The organism is Bartonella sp. TS82HLJMH, from assembly GCF_042193495.1.
Lineage (GTDB): Bacteria > Pseudomonadota > Alphaproteobacteria > Rhizobiales > Rhizobiaceae > Bartonella > Bartonella grahamii.
In genome coordinates, this window is sequence record NZ_JBHILU010000007.1 from 1 (window position 1) to 19,021 (window position 19,021).

16 protein-coding genes and 1 tRNA gene are annotated in these 19,021 nt (G+C 36.0%); 4 read left to right on the forward strand and 13 right to left on the reverse strand.

What is annotated here, in order from left to right:
• Positions 1-110: 110 nt before the first annotated feature.
• From ACFIKO_RS04580 to ACFIKO_RS04595, 4 genes are all read right to left on the reverse strand, one after another.
• A tRNA-Thr gene (locus ACFIKO_RS04580) sits at positions 111-186 on the reverse strand.
• Positions 187-391: 205 nt separating this feature from the next.
• Entirely contained in the window at positions 392-1,750 is a 1,359-nt protein-coding gene (accC, locus tag ACFIKO_RS04585) for an acetyl-CoA carboxylase biotin carboxylase subunit (protein WP_273787929.1), read from the reverse strand.
• Positions 1,751-1,764: 14 nt separating this feature from the next.
• Positions 1,765-2,262 (reverse strand): acetyl-CoA carboxylase biotin carboxyl carrier protein, encoded by a 498-nt coding sequence (gene accB / locus ACFIKO_RS04590; protein WP_273787930.1) that lies wholly within the window; start codon positions 2,260-2,262, stop codon positions 1,765-1,767.
• A gap of 241 nt (positions 2,263-2,503) precedes the next feature.
• Positions 2,504-3,376: a DsbA family protein gene (locus ACFIKO_RS04595; RefSeq protein ID WP_375619845.1), complete on the reverse strand. Its 873-nt coding sequence runs from the start codon at positions 3,374-3,376 to the stop codon at positions 2,504-2,506.
• 350 nt (positions 3,377-3,726) lie between these two features.
• Between ACFIKO_RS04595 and glpD the strand changes: the two genes are divergently transcribed.
• The 3 genes from glpD to cobT all read left to right on the forward strand — a co-directional run bounded on the left by glpD (position 3,727) and on the right by cobT (position 8,209).
• Positions 3,727-5,247 carry a glycerol-3-phosphate dehydrogenase gene (glpD, locus tag ACFIKO_RS04600; protein WP_375619844.1) on the forward strand — a complete coding sequence of 507 codons (1,521 nt, stop codon included), beginning with the start codon at positions 3,727-3,729 and terminating at the stop codon, positions 5,245-5,247.
• Between the two features lie 591 nt (positions 5,248-5,838).
• Positions 5,839-6,819, forward strand: a complete 981-nt coding sequence (gene dusA, locus ACFIKO_RS04605) for a tRNA dihydrouridine(20/20a) synthase DusA (protein ID WP_375673421.1) — start codon at positions 5,839-5,841, stop codon at positions 6,817-6,819.
• Positions 6,820-7,210: 391 nt separating this feature from the next.
• Entirely contained in the window at positions 7,211-8,209 is a 999-nt protein-coding gene (gene cobT / locus ACFIKO_RS04610) for a nicotinate-nucleotide--dimethylbenzimidazole phosphoribosyltransferase (RefSeq protein WP_375619842.1), read from the forward strand.
• Positions 8,210-8,244: 35 nt separating this feature from the next.
• Here cobT and ACFIKO_RS04615 read toward each other — a convergent pair whose 3' ends face one another.
• From ACFIKO_RS04615 to topA, 7 genes are all read right to left on the reverse strand, one after another.
• Positions 8,245-8,736 (reverse strand): Lrp/AsnC family transcriptional regulator, encoded by a 492-nt coding sequence (locus tag ACFIKO_RS04615; protein ID WP_375619841.1) that lies wholly within the window; start codon positions 8,734-8,736, stop codon positions 8,245-8,247.
• Between the two features lie 21 nt (positions 8,737-8,757).
• Complete coding sequence (locus tag ACFIKO_RS04620; protein ID WP_375619840.1) at positions 8,758-9,387, reverse strand: uracil-DNA glycosylase family protein; 630 nt, start codon at positions 9,385-9,387, stop codon at positions 8,758-8,760.
• A 28-nt stretch (positions 9,388-9,415) separates the two neighbouring features.
• The gene (locus tag ACFIKO_RS04625; RefSeq protein WP_375619839.1) at positions 9,416-9,973 is read right to left on the reverse strand and encodes a thermonuclease family protein; all 558 of its coding nucleotides are present in this window, start codon (positions 9,971-9,973) and stop codon (positions 9,416-9,418) included.
• A gap of 335 nt (positions 9,974-10,308) precedes the next feature.
• Positions 10,309-10,476 (reverse strand): 50S ribosomal protein L33, encoded by a 168-nt coding sequence (gene rpmG, locus ACFIKO_RS04630; protein ID WP_004864083.1) that lies wholly within the window; start codon positions 10,474-10,476, stop codon positions 10,309-10,311.
• Positions 10,477-10,580: 104 nt separating this feature from the next.
• Entirely contained in the window at positions 10,581-11,348 is a 768-nt protein-coding gene (locus ACFIKO_RS04635; protein WP_375619838.1) for an MFS transporter, read from the reverse strand.
• Between the two features lie 591 nt (positions 11,349-11,939).
• Positions 11,940-14,216 (reverse strand): ribonuclease R, encoded by a 2,277-nt coding sequence (gene rnr, locus ACFIKO_RS04640; RefSeq protein ID WP_375673422.1) that lies wholly within the window; start codon positions 14,214-14,216, stop codon positions 11,940-11,942.
• A gap of 3 nt (positions 14,217-14,219) precedes the next feature.
• Positions 14,220-16,793: a type I DNA topoisomerase gene (gene topA / locus ACFIKO_RS04645; RefSeq protein ID WP_375673423.1), complete on the reverse strand. Its 2,574-nt coding sequence runs from the start codon at positions 16,791-16,793 to the stop codon at positions 14,220-14,222.
• A gap of 265 nt (positions 16,794-17,058) precedes the next feature.
• On the opposite strand from topA, the gene ACFIKO_RS04650 reads away from it, so the two are divergent.
• Positions 17,059-17,265: a hypothetical protein gene (locus tag ACFIKO_RS04650; protein WP_005773510.1), complete on the forward strand. Its 207-nt coding sequence runs from the start codon at positions 17,059-17,061 to the stop codon at positions 17,263-17,265.
• Here the strand turns inward: ACFIKO_RS04650 and dprA are convergent.
• Together dprA and plsY are read right to left on the reverse strand one after the other, a co-directional pair.
• Positions 17,195-18,409, reverse strand: a complete 1,215-nt coding sequence (gene dprA, locus ACFIKO_RS04655; protein ID WP_375673424.1) for a DNA-processing protein DprA — start codon at positions 18,407-18,409, stop codon at positions 17,195-17,197. The two genes, ACFIKO_RS04650 and dprA, sit on opposite strands and share 71 nt — an antisense overlap.
• Positions 18,384-19,016 carry a glycerol-3-phosphate 1-O-acyltransferase PlsY gene (gene plsY / locus ACFIKO_RS04660; RefSeq protein ID WP_375619834.1) on the reverse strand — a complete coding sequence of 211 codons (633 nt, stop codon included), beginning with the start codon at positions 19,014-19,016 and terminating at the stop codon, positions 18,384-18,386. The genes dprA and plsY overlap by 26 nt, the downstream gene beginning before the upstream one ends.
• Positions 19,017-19,021: the final 5 nt, after the last annotated feature.

Sequence of the window (19,021 nt, forward strand, 5' to 3'; positions counted from 1 at the left end):
GAACAAATTAGGTAAAATTATATAAACTGTAGAAGGTGGTCTAAAAGGTGGTCTGAAAATGGCTATTTAAAGAAAAAATCTATATATTTCAATATGTTGAAGATACAAAATGGTGCCCCCAGAGAGACTCGAACTCCCGACCCCCTGATTACAAATCAGGTGCTCTACCAACTGAGCTATAAGGGCGTAACCATGTAGGAGTTAGCACAAACTCACAAAAAGGAAAACAGAAAATTATCAAATTTTGTACATATTAAAAGAAAACTATATAACAAATAAAAAAATAACCAACTTATTTCCTCTTTTACCACTTTTTACAGCAAGGTTGGAATTATTCTTATGTTGATATCTTATAGAATCTTTTATAAGAATTTACCATTTTGCTATCGAATTACGAATCTGAAGACTTTGATTGATGAGCAAGGTATTTTTCTAGCCAGTGAATATTATAATTACCATCAGCAACATCTTGATTATTAATAAGATCGCGAAAAAGAGGTAGTGTAGTTTTTATCCCATCGACGACAAATTCATCTAAAGCACGCCGTAAACGCATCATACATTCTAAACGGGTACGTCCATGAACAATCAGCTTTCCAATCATACTATCATAATAAGGGGGGATGCGATAACCTGAATAAGCACCTGAATCAACACGAATCCCTAAACCTCCAGGTGTATGAAAATGTGTAATGGTTCCAGGTGATGGCGTAAAGTTAATAGGATCTTCTGCATTAATACGGCATTCAATGGCATGACCAGAAAAACAGACATCATCTTGTGTCACTGAAAGCTCGCAGCCTGATGCAATATGGATTTGTTCATGGACTAAATCTATACCTGTAATTGCTTCAGTTACAGGATGTTCGACTTGTAAACGCGTATTCATTTCAATGAAATAAAATTCGCCATTTTCATAAAGAAATTCAATAGTACCAGCTCCACGATATCCAAGTTGGGCACAGGCATTTGCAACAATACTACCAATTTTTTTTCGTTCAGTTTCATTAAGTGCAGGTGATGTAGCTTCTTCCCATACTTTTTGATGCCGTCGTTGAAGTGAACAATCGCGTTCTCCTAAATGAATAGCATTTCCCGCACCATCACCTATGACTTGAATTTCAATATGACGGGGTTTTTCTAAATATTTCTCTATGTAAACAGCATCATCACCAAAAGCAGCTTTCGCTTCTGAACGCGTTGTTTTGAGAGCTATAGAAAATTCTTGTTCAGAATGAACGACTTTCATACCACGTCCACCACCACCGGCAGAAGCTTTGATAATAACGGGATAACCAATTTCACGAGCAGTGCGTAAAGCATCTGATTCTTCAGTGACTGCTCCATCTGAACCGGGAACTACAGGAATACCAAGTTTTTTGGCGGTCTTCTTTGCTTCGATTTTATCGCCCATGATTCGGATATGAGTAGCTGTTGGACCGATGAATGTAATATCATGGGCTTCTAGAACATCTGCAAATTTTGCATTTTCAGAAAGAAAGCCATAACCTGGATGAACAGCATCAGCTCCTGTAATTTCACAAGCAGCAATAATTTGCTGAATACTCAAATAAGAATCGCGAGCGGGAGGAGGGCCAATACAAACACTTTCGTCAGCAAGACGAACATGCATTGCATCTGCATCAGCGGTAGAGTGAACAGCTACGGTTTTTATGCCAAGTTCTTTACATGCACGCAAAACGCGAAGAGCAATTTCTCCCCGATTAGCAATGAGGATTTTTCGAATCATGGTTGCCCCTCGCTTTATTCAACAATAATAAGTGGTTCACCAAATTCAACAGGTTGGCCATCTTTGACAAGAACAGTGGTTACCGTGCCTGAGCGTGGTGATGAAATTTGATTCATTGTTTTCATGGCTTCAATAATAAGTAATGTCTCTCCTTCAGAAACATTTTGTCCTACTTCTACAAAAGGTTGTGCACCTGGTGAAGGTGCAAGATAAGCTGTTCCAACCATCGGAGAGGTTATTGTGTTTTTTGATTTATCTTCTTGGATAGATTGTATGGGAGATTCAGTTGTTGGGACCGGAGAAGATGTTACAGAAAAAGTAGGAGTAGAAACAGGAGCATAGATTGCTTGCTCAGAAGAAGTTAAGGTATTTTGGCGTGAGACACAAATACGAAGCTCCCCTTGTTCAACTTCAATGTTCGTTAAATTGGTATCATTCAAAATTTCAGCAAGATCACGAATAATTTTCGTATCAATTGCGGTTTTTGCCGAATCCATTTTTTTTGTTGCCATTTTATTTCTAACTCCTTGATCAATGAAGATCGTCATTATCTCATTTTATGACCGAATATCTCTAGATTAGGGATGAGATCTTTTGAGGCTTTAAAGATTTTTATTTCCTTTAAATCATTATACTTTGCAATTTAAACTCGTATCTGCTTTACGCAAAATTGCACTTATAAGCCTGTTATCAAAAAAGAGAAAGCATAAAATTACCTCATTTACAGTATTCTTCCTAAAACTGATCAGGTATTCACCGTGTATTGTCTATCGCTTGTTTTAGAGTATCTTGTCTGGCTGCGCCAATGAATATTTTATTACCAATGATGTAAGAAGGTGTTCCCGTAATATGAAGTTTAGAGGCAATTTGGATATTTTCTTTAAAAGCGTTTTGTAGAGTCGGATCTTTTATTGCATTACGTAGTTTTTTCTCATCTGCTCCTAATGAAACAGCTACTTTAATAGCTTTAGCTTCATTTGCGCGACCCTGATACATTAAAAGCGTTTTGTGAAACTGAGGATATTTCTCTGGGAATTGTTTTCGAAATGCGTAGGCAACAGTATGGGCTGCCATAGAATCAGAGCTTAAAATTGGTAAATCCTTAATAATAACCTTTAAATCTGGATATTCTTTTATCAAGTCTTCTATATGTGAATAGGAACTTTTACAATATCCACAGTTGTAATCAAAAAAATTGACAAGCACTTTTTTACCATTTGGGTTTCCCAAAACGGCGTCATGAGGAGAATGAAAAATTTCTTTTTCTAATAAATGGATGACAGAAGTTTGTATTTTGTTTTCGTATTCATTCTGTTTTTCCAGCTTATCTTGAAGAATAAGCTGCATTTCAATCAGAACTTCTGGATGAGTAAGAAGGTACTCTCTGACAATTTGTTGAATATGATGAGAATCAGTATGTGGTATCATTTTTTCTTTAAGCTTAGATAAAAAGCTAGAATCTTCCAAAAGTTGTGTTTTAAGCTTTTCTAAGCTTAAATGATTTGCTGTTTTTGAGTGTGATGTTGCGTTTGATAAAGAAGGTAAAAAGATTAAAATACTCGACATAACTGGGACTAAAATTTTTGAAAGAGGTGTTATTTTCGAATTTTGAGAGTGATGAGTCATCTGTATACCTTCATATTTCCTAGTGTGTCATTGAGTGAACTATATGAAAAGCGTTATCTATGTGCAATAAAGCATTTAGCTATAGTGTGTATTTAAGAATGAGAAAAAACATCAATTTTTCTCTAAAAAGACTTCATATGATGAACTTTGGCTTGGCAAGGATTATTTTTTGTAAAAGATAAAAAAAATCTCTTTAATTTGTCAAATATTGTTTTGATGTATAAGGGTATCAAAAGCTTTTTGTGTGTGTTTATTTTAGAAAAAAGTACGTTGATAATACAATGAAGAACACTTGTATTATTTTTTCCTATTGCTTTATTGAGTACTGAGAAACAAAATTAAATAATGAAATGAAAAGTGAAATTATGAAAACCACAACACATTATGAGCTGTTTATCATTGGGGGAGGGATAAACGGGTGTGGATTGGCAAGAGACGCAGCAGGACGCGGATTTAAAGTGGGATTGGCTGAAATGAACGATCTTGCATCTGGGACCTCAAGTGCGTCAACAAAGCTTATTCATGGTGGGCTTCGTTATCTTGAACACTATGAGTTCAAACTTGTTCGTGAAGCATTGAAAGAACGCGAGATCATTTTACGTATGGCTCCGCATATTGTGCGTCCTTTGCGTTTTCTCCTTCCTTATCATAAAGAATTGCGCCCTGCTTGGATGTTGCGTTTTGGACTTTTTATTTATGATTATTTAGGGAATTGGAATCAGAAATTATGGCGTAGTAAAACAATTAATTTTTCAAAAAAATTTTGCTCTACACTGAAGAAAGAATATCAGAGAGGTTTTGAATATTCTGATGCAAGAGTAGATGATGCGCGTTTAGTTATTGGCAATGCTCGTGATGCAGAAAAGTGGGGAGCTGATATAAAAGTACGAACAGAAGTTCTCTCTTTAAAAAAAGAAGACAATAAATGGCGTATCGTTCTTCAAGACAAGTTAAGTAGTAAAGAATATAGTGTTACAGCTTCTTATGTTGCGAATATGACAGGACCTTGGATTGATCATGTTTTGGCAAGCATATTAGACTGTAAAGAACATCCACCAGTACGGCTTGTTAGAGGTTCTCATATTTTGGTTCCTAAGCTTTATACTCATGATCGTGCTTATATTTTTCAAAATGGTGATGGGCGTATTATATTTGCTATTCCGTATCAAGAAGAATTTACCTTGCTTGGAACAACAGATTGTAATTATCAAGGAGATCCGGCTGACGTTCATATTACTGATACAGAAATTGATTACATTTGTACAGCAGCCAGTGAATATTTCATACAACCAGTGTTGCCTGAAACAATTGTCTGGTCTTACTCTGGAGTTCGTCCACTCTATGATGATGGAGCTTCAAAAGCACAAGAAATTACGCGCGATTATGTTTTAAAAGAAATGGGAACAGGGACAACACCAAAGATTCTTAATCTTTACGGTGGAAAGATTACAACTTATCGTAAGTTGGCTGAAGATGCGATGAAATTTGTTGAAAAAGCGCTTGGTAAAAAGGGAGAATCATGGACGGCTAAGACAGTACTTCCAGGGGGTGATTTTCCGTATAATCAATTAAATATAATCGAAAATAAGATTGCTCTTTTGATGCCAGATTTAGATGCTTTTACACATCGAAGACTCGCACGCTCCTATGGTACGGAAGCATTAGTGATATTTGCACATGGTAAGGCAAATAGAGGAAAAAATTTTGGACATGGGCTTTATGAAGTAGAAGTAAAATGGTTGATGGAAAAAGAATGGGCTAAAGCATGTGAAGATGTGTTATGGCGTCGTTCAAAACTTGGTCTCCTATTTAATGAACAAGAGGTTGATACTCTTTCTTCCTATATGCAAGGTAAACAAGAGATTGAATAACGTTTATGATCATTTCATTTTACAGATTTTATCTTGCAATATTGTAAAATATTTTTTTCTCAAGAGATACTGGTGTCAGTCATACATATTAAAAAGACAATGATTGTCTATACCCTGATTTTAGTTTTTTTTTGCAAGAGTCATAAAATGGCAAAATTAGATAGAATATTTAGGATCAAATTTATCTATCTTATAAAGTGAAATCCAAGAATATTACCAAGAATCACTCATTGAGAAAAAATGATTTATAATTAGCTTCGTGTAAAATAAGGATTTTTATTTTTTCTTGAGGAGAAGATAAAAGTACCTTCTGTAGCGTTTATTTGCACAATAAGTTAAAAAAAATCTAAAGAAAATTAAATCTATTATGAAAAATTTTTTTCATGTTTATATACCTGAACACTAATCTATAAGAAATGCCATATTGTGTTTTATCATGATTGATTGTAGTAAATCTTTATATCAATTGAAGATAATGGGCTGTTATTATACTCATGATAGTATAAGAGAATAAAACTTTCCGTAAACTAAAAGTAAGTATTTTTCTATGTATAAAGAGAGCTATAGGGATATGAGAGTAATAGTACCCTCATGATATTTTACAACCTTCCATCACCTGTAAAATTTGCAGTAGCACCAATGTTGGACTGGACAGATCGACATTGCAGGTTTTTTTATCGTCTTTTAACGAAAAAAGCACTCCTTTATACGGAAATGATGGTAGCAGATTCTGTCATTCATGGTGTTCGCGAACAATTGTTGGCTTTTAGCGATAAAGAACGTCCAGTTGCATTACAATTAGGGGGGGCAGATCCGAAAAAGTTAGCAGTAGCTGCACGAATTGCTGAAGATTTTGGCTACAACGAAATAAATCTCAATGTCGGTTGCCCATCAAATCGTGTTCAAGCAGGTGTCTTTGGGGCTTGTTTGATGCTACATCCAGACATCGTGGCAAATGCTGTGGAAGCGATGAAACGAGAGGTTACTATACCAGTAACTGTCAAATGTCGGATTGGAGTAGACGAACAAGATGAAGAGTTAGCGTTAGATCTTTTGGCTAATCAGGTTTGGAATGCTGGATGTGATGCGCTCTGGATACATGCACGCAAGGCATGGCTACAAGGATTGAGTCCGAAAGAAAATCGCAATATTCCGCCCCTTAATTATGAAAGGGTTTATAAATTAAAACGTAAATATCCTCATAAATTCATTGGGATAAATGGTGGAATTAAATCGATAGATGAGATCAAAAAACACTTAACTTTCTGTGATGCTGTCATGCTTGGTCGCCAAGTTTATCATGATCCAGCTTTGTTAAAACATATTGATTTTGAACTCTATGATGAGGCGCAAAATAATCTGAGTGAGAGTGATCTTATTGAGGTTATGTGTGATTATGCGGCTCGACATATTGCATCGGGAGGGCGCCTTTCTCATGTGACGCGTCACATGATTGGTTTATTTCATGGGCGGGGTGGTGCACGTCGATGGAGGCAAATATTAGCAAATGATGCGACAAAACCAAATGCAGATATATGTATTTTAAAAGAAGCTTTTTATGCTCTCATTTAATAACAGCCTGGCATTAACATATGTTAAAGTTGAGATCCTTTGTTTTTTGATTTCTTTATGATCATTTTGATCCCTTCGATTTTATGAGTTTTTGAAAGTTTGCAACTTCTGTTATAGAAGGAATGTTAGAATTTATATATTAAACAACATGCTGATTGCTTCTATTTAATAGAAAAATAGGTTAAGAGCATAATGTAAAAATAGTAATAACATATTGATAATATTTTTAAATCTTTCATATTCGTTATTTGATTAGAACATAGAATATAGAAATCATTGCTTTCATAATATTTAACGCTTTTAAGGCACTATTTAAAAAACAATAAATTATTCATATCCTATATATATGACGTGATTTTCATAAACATTGTAGATTTTAAAAGGTATCCTTATGACCGCTAGTCCATTTGATGATTTTCGTGCTTTGCTTACAAATTTACCTGTTGCTGATGAGTTTTCTATAATCTTGGCAAAAAAACGGCAAAAAAACTTAACAAAAGAGCAAGGAACATTGGGAAAACTGGGAGATATTGCTGTTTGGTATGCGGGATGGAGGGGTACAGAAAAACCTATTGTAACGCGACCTTTGGTCGCTATTTTTTCTGGAAACCATGGTATAGTAGAAGAAAATGTTACACCATTTCCACAATCTATGACACAAAAGATGGTGCAAAATTTTGCATCTGGTGGAGCTGCTATCAATCAAATTTGTATTGCTTATGATCTTGGATTAAAAATATTTGATTTAGCATTGGAATATCCAACAATGAATATTACGAAGGATGCTGCAATGGATGAGCGGAGTGCAGCTGCTACAATGGCATTTGGAATGGAATCCATTGCGGGTGGGACAGATCTTTTATGTATTGGAGAAATGGGAATTGGAAACACAACAATAGCTTCAGCTTTATGCTTAGCATTGTTTGGAGGAGAAGTGGAAGAATGGACAGAAAATGGTATGGAATCAGAAGGTGATTTTTATCAGCGTAAAATCGCAGCGGTTAAGACAGCCATTTCTTTGCATAAGGATTATTTTAATGATCCTTTTGAGATAATGCGTCGCTTAGGAGGACGTGAAATTGCTGCTATGGTTGGTGCTATTTTAGCAGCAAGAATAGGAAAAATACCCGTTATTTTAGACGGTTTTGTAGCAACAGCAGCTGCAGCAGTCCTTTATAAAATGCATCCAAAAGCTCTTGATCATACCCTTGTTGGACATGTTTCTTCTGAGACAGCTCATCGTAAACTTTTAAAAAAAATTGGCAAAGAACCACTTCTGGATTTGGGGATGCGTCTTGGTGAAGGGACAGGAGCAGCTATGGCAGCTGGTATTGTCAAAGCTGCTGTTTTAACACATGCACAAATGGTGGTTTTTAACAAGGAAGTTTGAATGCCTAAAAGATAATGAGACGATATAAAAAACTCTTAAGAGGTTTGTTCATGCGTCTTGTCGTGTAATTTAATATAATTGAGTGGAAGTTCCGTTGTATATTTAATCTGTTCCATTGCGAAAGAAGATGAGACATCACGGATGTCAATTTTAGAAATTAATTTTTTATAAAAAAGATCATAAGCTTCAATGTTGGGCACAACAACACGCAATAAATAGTCAATATCTCCACTCATTCGATAAAATTCAATGACTTCACGGAATTCTTGCACAATTTTTGAAAAACGCTTAAACCATTCATGACTATGTGTGTTTGTGCGAATAGACACAAAAACAGTGACGTGCGCATTCACTTTTTCTGGAGAGAGAACGGCAACACGACGCTGAATGACGCCATCTTCTTCAAGTTTTTGAATTCTACGCCAGCAAGGAGTGGTCGAAAGTCCCACTTTTTTAGCAATATCAGCAACAGAAAGTGTTGCATTTTCTTGCAAAAGATGTAAAATTTTTCGGTCAAGACGGTCCATATTTTTTCTCAATATTTTAATTTATAAAAATTTACGCACTAAACGACGCAGATATATGATAAGCTCATCGTTGAACCATGGGTTTTTCTGTAACCAAGAGGTATTTCGCCATGATGGATGAGGCAAAGGCATAACGTTATAGCCTTGAGGTTGGGGGATGGAAAGAATATTTCTCCAATCACTAACGGTTGCTGAAACAGTTTTATGTTTTAATTCTGTAATATGCCACTTTTGCGCATAACTGCCAATAGCAAGAACAAGCTTTATTTGAGGCATCGCTTGAAATATCTTTTCATGCCATATTTCTCGACATTCACGCCTTGGTGGTAAATCAGCTTTATTGTTGTCATAACCTGGAAAACAAAATCCCATAGGAACAATAGCAAAAAGAGATTTGTTATAAAATTCTTCTTTCGTTACCCCCAACCAATCACGCAGCCTTTTTCCAGAGCGATCATTAAAAGGGATAGAAGTTTCATGGACACGCAATCCTGGTGCTTGTCCTGCAATTGCAATCGAAGCCGTATCGGATAAATAAACGACGGGATTTGGTTCGTGAGGAAGAGGAGGGAAATAATGTGGTTGTTGGATACAAACACGACAGGAATAGATTTTTTTTTCAAGTTTAATAATCTGATTACATCGTTTCATTGATCAATGAAATTAAAAAATATTTTTCTTATTCAGTGCGAGGATTTGCTTTGCGCCATTCTCGCGGTCGTTGAAAACTTGATGCCCATATTCCTTTCTTTTTCTTTCTAGCTTCTTGTTCTTCTTTGGGGTATTCATAATAACTTACAGCCCAACCATTATGTACAAGCGTTGCATTGATATTGCTAACGTGTTTTGTTTTACATGTTGCAAGAACACGACGGTATTGATCTGTTTTATGCCAGTGACATGTAACAGTTTTATTTTCTAGTAGTTGTTCTAAATATTTTTTAGCCTCAAGTCCACAAGGGTAGCGTTCCTTCTTTTTTCCACAAAATTGGTGGAGTTCAGGAGCATCAATTCCAACCAGTCGAACCTTAATTGAAGAAATCATGATAGAATCGCCATCAATGATTATCGCATTTCCTTCAACAGAGTTTTGAGAAGAAAATTTTTCTTTTTGAGTCAACGGCTGATTTTGCATAAAATAAACTGATATAACAATAAGAATGCTAGCAGCAACAAAAATATTAAAACCAGTGATTTTTTTTAAGCTTCTTAGATTAAAATGAGAATTTTTTTTCATGAAACCAAGAAACTGCTAACATTATTATAACGCACTCTATTTTAGTATTGCTTATAATTCGTTCGAGAAATTTTATTCATATGACGAAACAATGTCTCGTTTTAATGACAAAATTTTCGTTAGATAATCACAATAATCAAATATTCATGTAGAATATATGTAAGCAACTTAAATAATAAATCAACTTATTCAAAACCGTACAAAACATACAAATTTTAAAGTAAACTTTTTAAACTTAAGGAAACAAAAAACACCCCTCAAAAAATAACTTTGAAGAGCAATATTCCCACATCTCTTTTGGAGTATAAAATCTATCAATTCAATGATAAGTCTATTTATTTAATTTTTGTTTCTTTAAATTCAACGTGCTTTTTTACAACTGGATCATATTTACGCTTGCTCATTTTATCTGTCATTGTACGGCTGTTTTTCTTTGTTACATAGAAAAAACCGGTATCTGCAGTTGATAAAAGCTTGATCTTAATGGTTGCTGCTTTAGCCATAATGTAAGAACCCTATTTATACTGAAAAAATATTATCTTGTTATCAAAACTTATTTCTGATGTCATCAGATTTTCCAGCAACACTACGGATGTTCTCAAAAAAGTCAAGAGCTGATTAATTTTCTCATAAGTTGGACAAACACCAGAGTGACATATAAACTAAAAAAAACAGCCATAGCTATTGAAAAACCGAAAGGATTAAAGATATCCATGGATTTTCCGATAACGGTCGGCCCGATAAGCATACCAATTCCATAGCAAAAAATAAAAGCAGAATTAGCAGCAGCAAGTTCTTGTCCCTTGAGACGTGCCCCTAGATGTGCAAGGCCGATTGTATAAAGGCTCGCTGATACACCACCAAGAAGGAACAGATCAAGCATCAGAATCCATGGATATTGAATGATCCATGGTACCATGAAAGTTCCCACAAAACCTAAGATAGCGCAACTTATCAGCGGATAGCGTCGATCTTTGGCATAATCGCTTATAATGCTGATAGGAATTAAGAGGAAAACATTTCCGAGCGCAAGGGTTGCTATAAATTGTGCTGCTTCATTCTCATTATAACCAATGGATAAGCTAAAGGGTGTAATAAGAGTTAATGCGCCCATTTGAATAGCACCGTAAACAAGTACTGCCATCATTGCGCTTGGAACGTGAAAAAGATAATGAAAAAATGGTGTATATTGGCTTTTTTGAAATTCTGGACTTAATTTCCAAGCGGCAAGAATTGGGATAGCAGCCAATATAATAAGACTATAACCAACAGCAAAAGGAATAAATCCTCGTGTTCCCACTTTTGCTAATAGTGTTGGACCTACCGCAAACCCTAATCCTAGGACAATAGCATAAATGGAAAGAACCAAACCCATATGGATTCAAAAAAAAGAATCCTAAAAAACTTAAAGATCCTATGGCCATCATAAATAATATCGTTTTAGAAATGCCTAAGCATAAGGCGATTCGAGAAGTAAAAATAGCTGCAACAATTGTGGCAAATCCACCAACAGTTCCACTATAGCCGATCATACTATTGGAAATACCTTTCTCTGCCATAAGAAGAGAGACAAGTTGTGTTCCTATTCCCAATGCTGTTCCAACGGTGCCAATAGTTACAATAGCTGCAATAATTGCACGCAAAGAATTGTTTTGAGAGTCAAAAGCTTTTTTTTCATGAGAATGGCTTAAGGTACTTTTGTTGATTTAAACAATAAAAAGATGAGATGAAATGAAAGGGAGCCAAAACTATTCTTTGCAGTTTTTCTCATTCCCTGAGTATAAAAAACTGCAAGATTTTTATATGGTTATTATAGAGATAACAATAAAATTTATCCTCTTGTATACTAAAGAAAAAAGATTGTACACATAAAATAATAAAAATATTACATAATATAAGTCATTTCGTAACTTGAATTTATTCATTCTTTTATTATTCATGTTCTATTTAATGGAGGACAAGAAGCTTAATTTTTTCTTTTCCCATAAAAAGTATGCTTTTGTTTTTTTAATTTGTTTTTATGGTAGGATGTCGGTAAAAATTTTATTGGACGAGGTTTTGTTAAGAGTTCAAAGGATAAAGCGCCAGCAAAAGGTTGTACCGTTATAAGTTTTACTTCTACAACATCACTGAGCTGATAGCCTTTATGGCTACGCTGTCCTATAAGAACATGTTGTGCTTCATCAAAATGATAATAATCATTTTTAAGTGTAGAAATATGGACAAAACCATCTATATTGAGTTTATCAAGTGAGATAAAAAGACCTGCTTTTGTAACTCCGGAAATGCGACCTGTAAAAATACGGCCGATTTTATTCGTTAAATAGTGAGCAACAAGCCGATCAATAGTTTCCCTTTCAGCCATCATTGCACGGCGCTCGTATAAAGAAATTTGCGTAGCAATTTCTGCAAGATTTTGTTCTTGTGTATCTGTTAATTGATCATTTCCTAATTTCAGCGTTTTAATGAGTGCTCGATGAATAATAAGATCAGCATAACGACGGATGGGGGATGTAAAATGTGTATAGTTATGTAGGTTTAAACCAAAGTGGCCGATATTTTTTGGATTATACTCAGCTTGAGATTGTGAGCGCAGAATAACTTGGTTGATCAATTCTTTTTGTGGTGTATTCGTCACTTTTGCCAGAATGCTATTAAGGCGCGCTGAGGTAAGTTCGCTTCCGCGGGAGAGTGGTATCCCCAAACTTTGAAGAAAGCTCCGAAGTATTTCTTGCTTAGCAAGAGAAGGTTTTTCATGAATACGATAAATGAGGGGCTGGTGATGTTGTTTTAATGTTTCAGAAGCTGCAATATTGGCTTGTATCATAAACTCTTCAATTAAACGATGCGCTTCTAATTGTGTTTCACTCACAACATCTTTTATGCATCCGTTTTGATCAAGAATAATCTTTTTTTCTGCAATTTCTAATTCTAATGGTTGGCGACGATTTCGCGCAGCTTTAAGGCATGTATAGGCTTCCCATAAGGGTTGCAAAATGCTCTCAAAAAGAGCGGCTGTTTTTTCATTTATATTACCTTCAATTGCTAATTGTACTTCTTGATAAGAAAGCTTGGCTCTTACACGAATCATAGTACGATGAAAACTATGTTTTTGTTTATTACCGTTTGCATCAAAAATCATACGAACGGCTAAAGCTGGTCTTTCTTTTCCTTCACGCAGAGAACATAAATCATGAGAAAGGCGTTCAGGTAACATTGGCACAACGGTATCGGGAAAATAAACAGAATTTCCACGTTTCAATGCTTCTTTATCTAATGCGCTTCCTGTTTTGATATAGTAAGAAACATCTGCAATGGCCACAATAATAATCCAACCATCATTATTTGCTGGATCCTTATCCTTGGTTGCATAAACTGCATCATCATGGTCTTTTGCATCTGGTGGATCAATTGTAATAAATGGTAATTGTCGCCAATCTTCACGATTATCCATATTGGCAGCTTTAGTATGTTTGACTTGCTCAAGAACACTTTCAGGAAAAATATAAGGAATTCCTTTCGAAAGAAGCGCTATCATTGAGAGTGTTTTTTCACTCTTAATATGCCCTAAAACATTCTTTATTTTTGCGCTCTTTAATCCGTAACCAGTATTTTTTTTAATTTCGACTTCAACGAGATCACCAATTTCAATCTTCATTTCTGGAGACATTTCAACAATGAGTTCATTGGTTTTGCGGTCTATAGGATCAAGGCGCCATTGATTATTTTCAAATTTTCGTACAACAGCAAATGCGCTTTTGGGAGATACATCAATTTTACGAATAATTCGTCCCGAATAAGGGGGGCTTGAGCTTTCAGAATTTTTATTTCGAAAAACTTTTACAAGAATATGATCTCCAACACCAATGCTACTTCCTTTTATGTGATGAAAAGAGTGTATTTCAATATTGGGCTTTGGAGAATCTTCCCATTCAAGAGGTTGAGCGATAAAACTTCCATCTTTATCACGTCCGCTAATTTTTACTAAAGTAACAGGAGGTAATTTTTCTTTGTTTATTGCTCTTTTGCGTTGTTTAGATATAAGATTTTTATCCTTCAACTCACGTAATATATCTCTAAGCCAAATATGAGAATCGCCTTTTAAGTTAAAAGCTTCGGCGATTTCTCGTTTACTTGAGTGGTTAGGATTCTCATTTATAAAAGAAAGGATTTCTTCCTTATTGGGAAATTTTTTCCCCTTGAATGAAGAGAGATATTTTATGTTTTTTTCACCTTTAGCCAAAATTTATGTCTCTTTTATTTTTGCTTTTGTTTTAGAAGAAGCTCTTTTTGAAGTTGTTTTTTTACTAGATGCTTTAGCCGATATAAGTTCTAATGCCTCTGGCAGTGTTACACTAATGGGATCTTTATCTTTTGGCAATGTTGCATTAATTTTACCCCAATTGACATAAGGACCATAACGCCCGTTGCGCACGGTAATAGTTCCTCCTTCGGGATGCTCTCCTAATGTTGCCAATGCTGTAGGTGTTGTTCTTCTTTGCTTGGTTTTGTTTTCTTGTTGTTCTGCCAATACTGTAACAGCGCGATTGATACCAATATCAAAAACTTCATCTGCATGAAGAAGGCGCGCAGATTTTCCGTTATGGCTAAGATAGGGACCATATCGTCCAATCGTAGCTGTGATTGTTTTTCCAGTTTCAGGATGAGTGCCAATTTCACGGGGAAGGGATAGTAAAGCCAAGGCTTTATCAAGGGTTACGTTTTCTGCCTGCCATTCTTTTGGTAGTCCTGCACGCTTAACTTCTTTGCTTTCACCAAGTTGAATATAGGGACCAAACCGACCATTACGAAGAGAGATATCTTTTCCTGTTTCAGGGTCAATACCAAGGATAACAGGTTCATCATTGCGCACAGCTTCATTCTCTTCTCCAGTATCTGTACCGAGTTGGCGTGTGTACTTACATTCGGGATAATTAGAACAGCCAACAAAAGCACCATAACGACCGAGTTTTAATGATAATTGACCATTTTTACAAAGAGGACAGGAACGCACATCACTTCCATCTTCACGTTCAGGAAAGGCGAGAGGTGCTAATGTTACATTTAAAACATCAAGAACATTGGTTATACGGAGTTCTTGGATATTGCTAATAGATGCATTAAATCCATCCCAAAAATCTCGCAATACGTCTTTCCAAGAAAGTTTTCCATCAGAGATAAGATCCAGCTTTTCTTCAAGATCTGCTGTGAAACCATATTCTACATAGCGATTAAAAAAATTTTCAAGAAAGGCTGTAACAATACGTCCCTTAGCATCGGGAATAAGCTTTCGTTTATCAATTACAATATATCCACGGTCACACAATGTCGCCAATGTGGAGGCATAAGTTGAAGGACGACCAATTCCTAACTCCTCAAGCTTTTTAATTAATGAAGCTTCAGAATAACGAGAAGGGGGCTCTGTGGTATGCTGTACAGATTCAACTTTTTCTTTTGTAAGTGCTTCACCAGTGTTTATTTGTGGTAAACGTGTTGTTTCATTTTCTTCATTATTTTCTTCGTCTCGTTGATCGGTGTAGACGGAAATAAAGCCATCAAAGCGAATAACAGATCCTGTTGCTCGTAGATTTGCACGGTTTTCTCCTTGCTGTGCTTCAATTTCAACAGTTGTGCGTTCAATTTCAGCAGAACGCATTTGGCTGGCAATAGCACGCTTCCATATCAACTCATAGAGCTTTGCTTGATCGCTATCGAGAAAATTACGGACTTGACTAGGATTGCGTTGAAAATCTGTTGGACGGATCGCTTCGTGTGCTTCCTGTGCATTTTTTGCCTTTGTTGAATAAAAACGTGGTTTTTCAGGAATATAGTCTTTACCGAAAGTTTCATGAATAACTTTTCGTGCTGAATCAATAGCCTCTGGTGCTATTTGCACACCATCGGTACGCATATAAGTAATAAGCCCTGCCGTTTCACCATTAATTTCAATACCTTCATAAAGCTTTTGGGCAATTTGCATAGTGCGAGAAGCTGAAAATCCTAATTTTGAAGAAGCTGCTTGTTGTAGTGTGGAGGTTGTAAATGGAGGAAAAGGATTTCTCTTTGTAGGTTTTGCTTCAACACTGAGTGTATGATATTGGGCTTTCTCCAACATAAAGCGAATTTGGTCTGCTTGTTCTTGAGATTGAATATCAAGCTTGCCTATTTTTCTTTGATTAAACATTGTCAATCTTGCTTGGAAACTATCATTTCGGATGGTTTTTAATTGTGTTGTAACGGACCAATAATCTTCTTTGATAAAATGTTCTATTTCTGATTCACGATCACAAATAATACGCAAAGCAACCGATTGAACGCGTCCTGCTGAACGTGCACCAGGGAGTTTCCGCCATAAAACAGGTGAAAGTGTAAAACCAACGAGATAATCAAGTGCGCGACGTGCAAGATAAGCATCTACAAGTGATGTATCAATATCACGTGGATTGTTCATAGCATCAAGCACAGACTTTTTGGTGATGGCATTGAAGACAACTCTTTTAATAGGTTTATCTTTTAAAACTTTTTTTTGACGAAGAACATCTAGAATATGCCATGAAATAGCCTCACCTTCACGATCAGGGTCTGTTGCTAATATAAGGCTATCGGCTTCTTTAACGGCTTTTGCTATTTCATTTAAACGTTTAGCGGCAGAAGAATCTATATCCCATTTCATAGAAAAATCTTGATCCGGTAAAACAGAACCATCTTTTGCAGGTAAATCACGAACATGTCCAAATGATGCAACAACTTTGTATTGAGACCCAAGATATTTATTAATTGTTTTTGCTTTTGCTGGAGATTCAACGATAACGATATTCATAATTTTACCCAAATATTGAAATAAAAAATTTTTTTATAAACGCCTTTTACACGAATAGCTAATGACAATTGCTTAAGAGCACATAAAAAAATATTAGTCGTATAAAAAACGTGAATATTGCACAACTTATGATTGTTATTATTAGAATACACCCTATATAGAATTGCACGATTTAATTTCCACTGTTATTACAAAAACATACGGCGAAATACTAAGATAACGTCTATTGAGAGGTAGGAGGGGAAATGCTCAAGGATAGAGGATTATGTTTATAAATCATTTAAAAGTTATCCAATATATTACAGACATGTCTAAGCAAATGAATCAGATGGCGCGTCAGGCGCATAGTCCGCTTTTAGCATTGCTTTTGGATATGGTTGCCAAAGAAGGTCAAAGCATTATTAATAGTGCTGAGGCTCTTGGGGAAGATCAAGATTCGACAATGACACACAACCATCAGAGTGTCGAATAAGCTTTCCAGCAAGTTCGAGTTCTACCAACAAGAGGTAGAGAGTTGGAAGTGGAGCACCTGTGTGGGTACTGAGTGTGTCTAAATCGATTGGCGTTGTTGAAAGAGCGGAGAGAACTGCTGCACGTGCTGCATCATCACCTGCTAAAGAGAGGTCACTATTTTTTTCGTCTGCTAAATTAAAATTCTCCTTTTCAAGTTGTAAAGAGGATGGTTCCTCAAAAAAATTGAGTTGCGAATTTGGAAGCGGTGAAATTAATGGCGTAAGTGTTTCTATAATGTCAGAAGGATGTGTGGTGAGTAGAGCACCGTCCTTGATAAGATTGTTTGTACCAACAGATCTTGGATCAAGTGGTGAACCGGGAATGGCAAAAATTAACCGTCCCATTTCAGCTGCTTGACGTGCGGTAATTAAGGACCCTGAGCGCAGGGCTGCCTCTACAACCAAGAGACCAAGTGATAGAGCTGCAATAATACGGTTTCTTCTTGGAAAATCGATAGCACGGGGCTTCCAAGAAATGGGCATTTCGCTGATGATGGCTCCGCCGTTGGCGATGATATCTTCATGCAACCTTTTATTTTCAGGAGGATAGATATGATCAATTCCCCCAGCCATGACTGCAACAGTTCCTGTTTTTAAACTTGCTTGATGCGCAACGCTATCAATTCCACGAGCGAGCCCAGAAATTGTTACAAAGTCTGCTTCTCCGAGAAAACGCGCAAATTGAGCCGTAAGCTTTTTTCCAGCAGCTGAAGCATTTCGAGAACCTATAATTCCAATAGAAGTTTTTTGAAAAATTGAAACATTACCTTTGATAGCAATAAGCGGCGGAGGAGCTTCTGTAATCTTAAGAAAAGCTGGATAATCTGGTTCTCCCATACCGATAAACCGAACACCTAATCTTTTAGCTTTTTGTATTTCTTTTTCTGCATCTTCTAAGCTTGCTATTTTAATAGATACAGAACCACCACCTTTTTTGCTAAGCTCTGGCAGCGCTGCCAGAGCAGCTTCTGCTGTTTTATAATGATCAATGAGATTACGAAAACTAACAGCTCCAATATTTTCACTACGCAACAACCGTAACCAATTTAGACGTTGACGATCAGTGAGCAGGATTCCTTTATTTATCCCCGTTTTGAGTCCCAATCTTACTTTCTTCCCCAATTAATAATCTACCGATATTTGCGTAATGCTTTATATACACAAATATGCTCATCACAATCAGCATAAAATAGAAATAAGGATCGGAAAAGTAAAAAACAAATATCGCAGTTATAACAACAGAAACGAGTGCGGATAATGAAGAATAGCGTGTGAGTAGAAAAATCGTTATCCATACAATAATAAAAATAATTGCTGCAGGCCAATAGATTCCTAAGCAGACCCCTAGATAGGTAGCAACACCTTTGCCGCCTTTAAATTTAAGCCATATGGGGAAAAGATGTCCTAAGAAAACAAAAAAACCTGCTAGAGAAACAAGGATACTGTTGTCTAGCGGATCACTAAAAAACTTTATAACGAAAACAACGATAGTTCCTTTCAACATATCACAAAGAAGAGTTAGAGCAGCAAGCTGTTTATTTCCTGTTCGTAAAACATTTGTAGCTCCAATATTGCCGGAACCAATTGTTCTCACATCGCCAAGTTTGGCTAATCTCGTAAAAAGAAGACCAAATGGAATCGAGCCAATGAGATAAGATATGAGGAAAATAAACCATGGAGTGGACTGAAAAAATATTTCTGCTTTATTCATTAAGA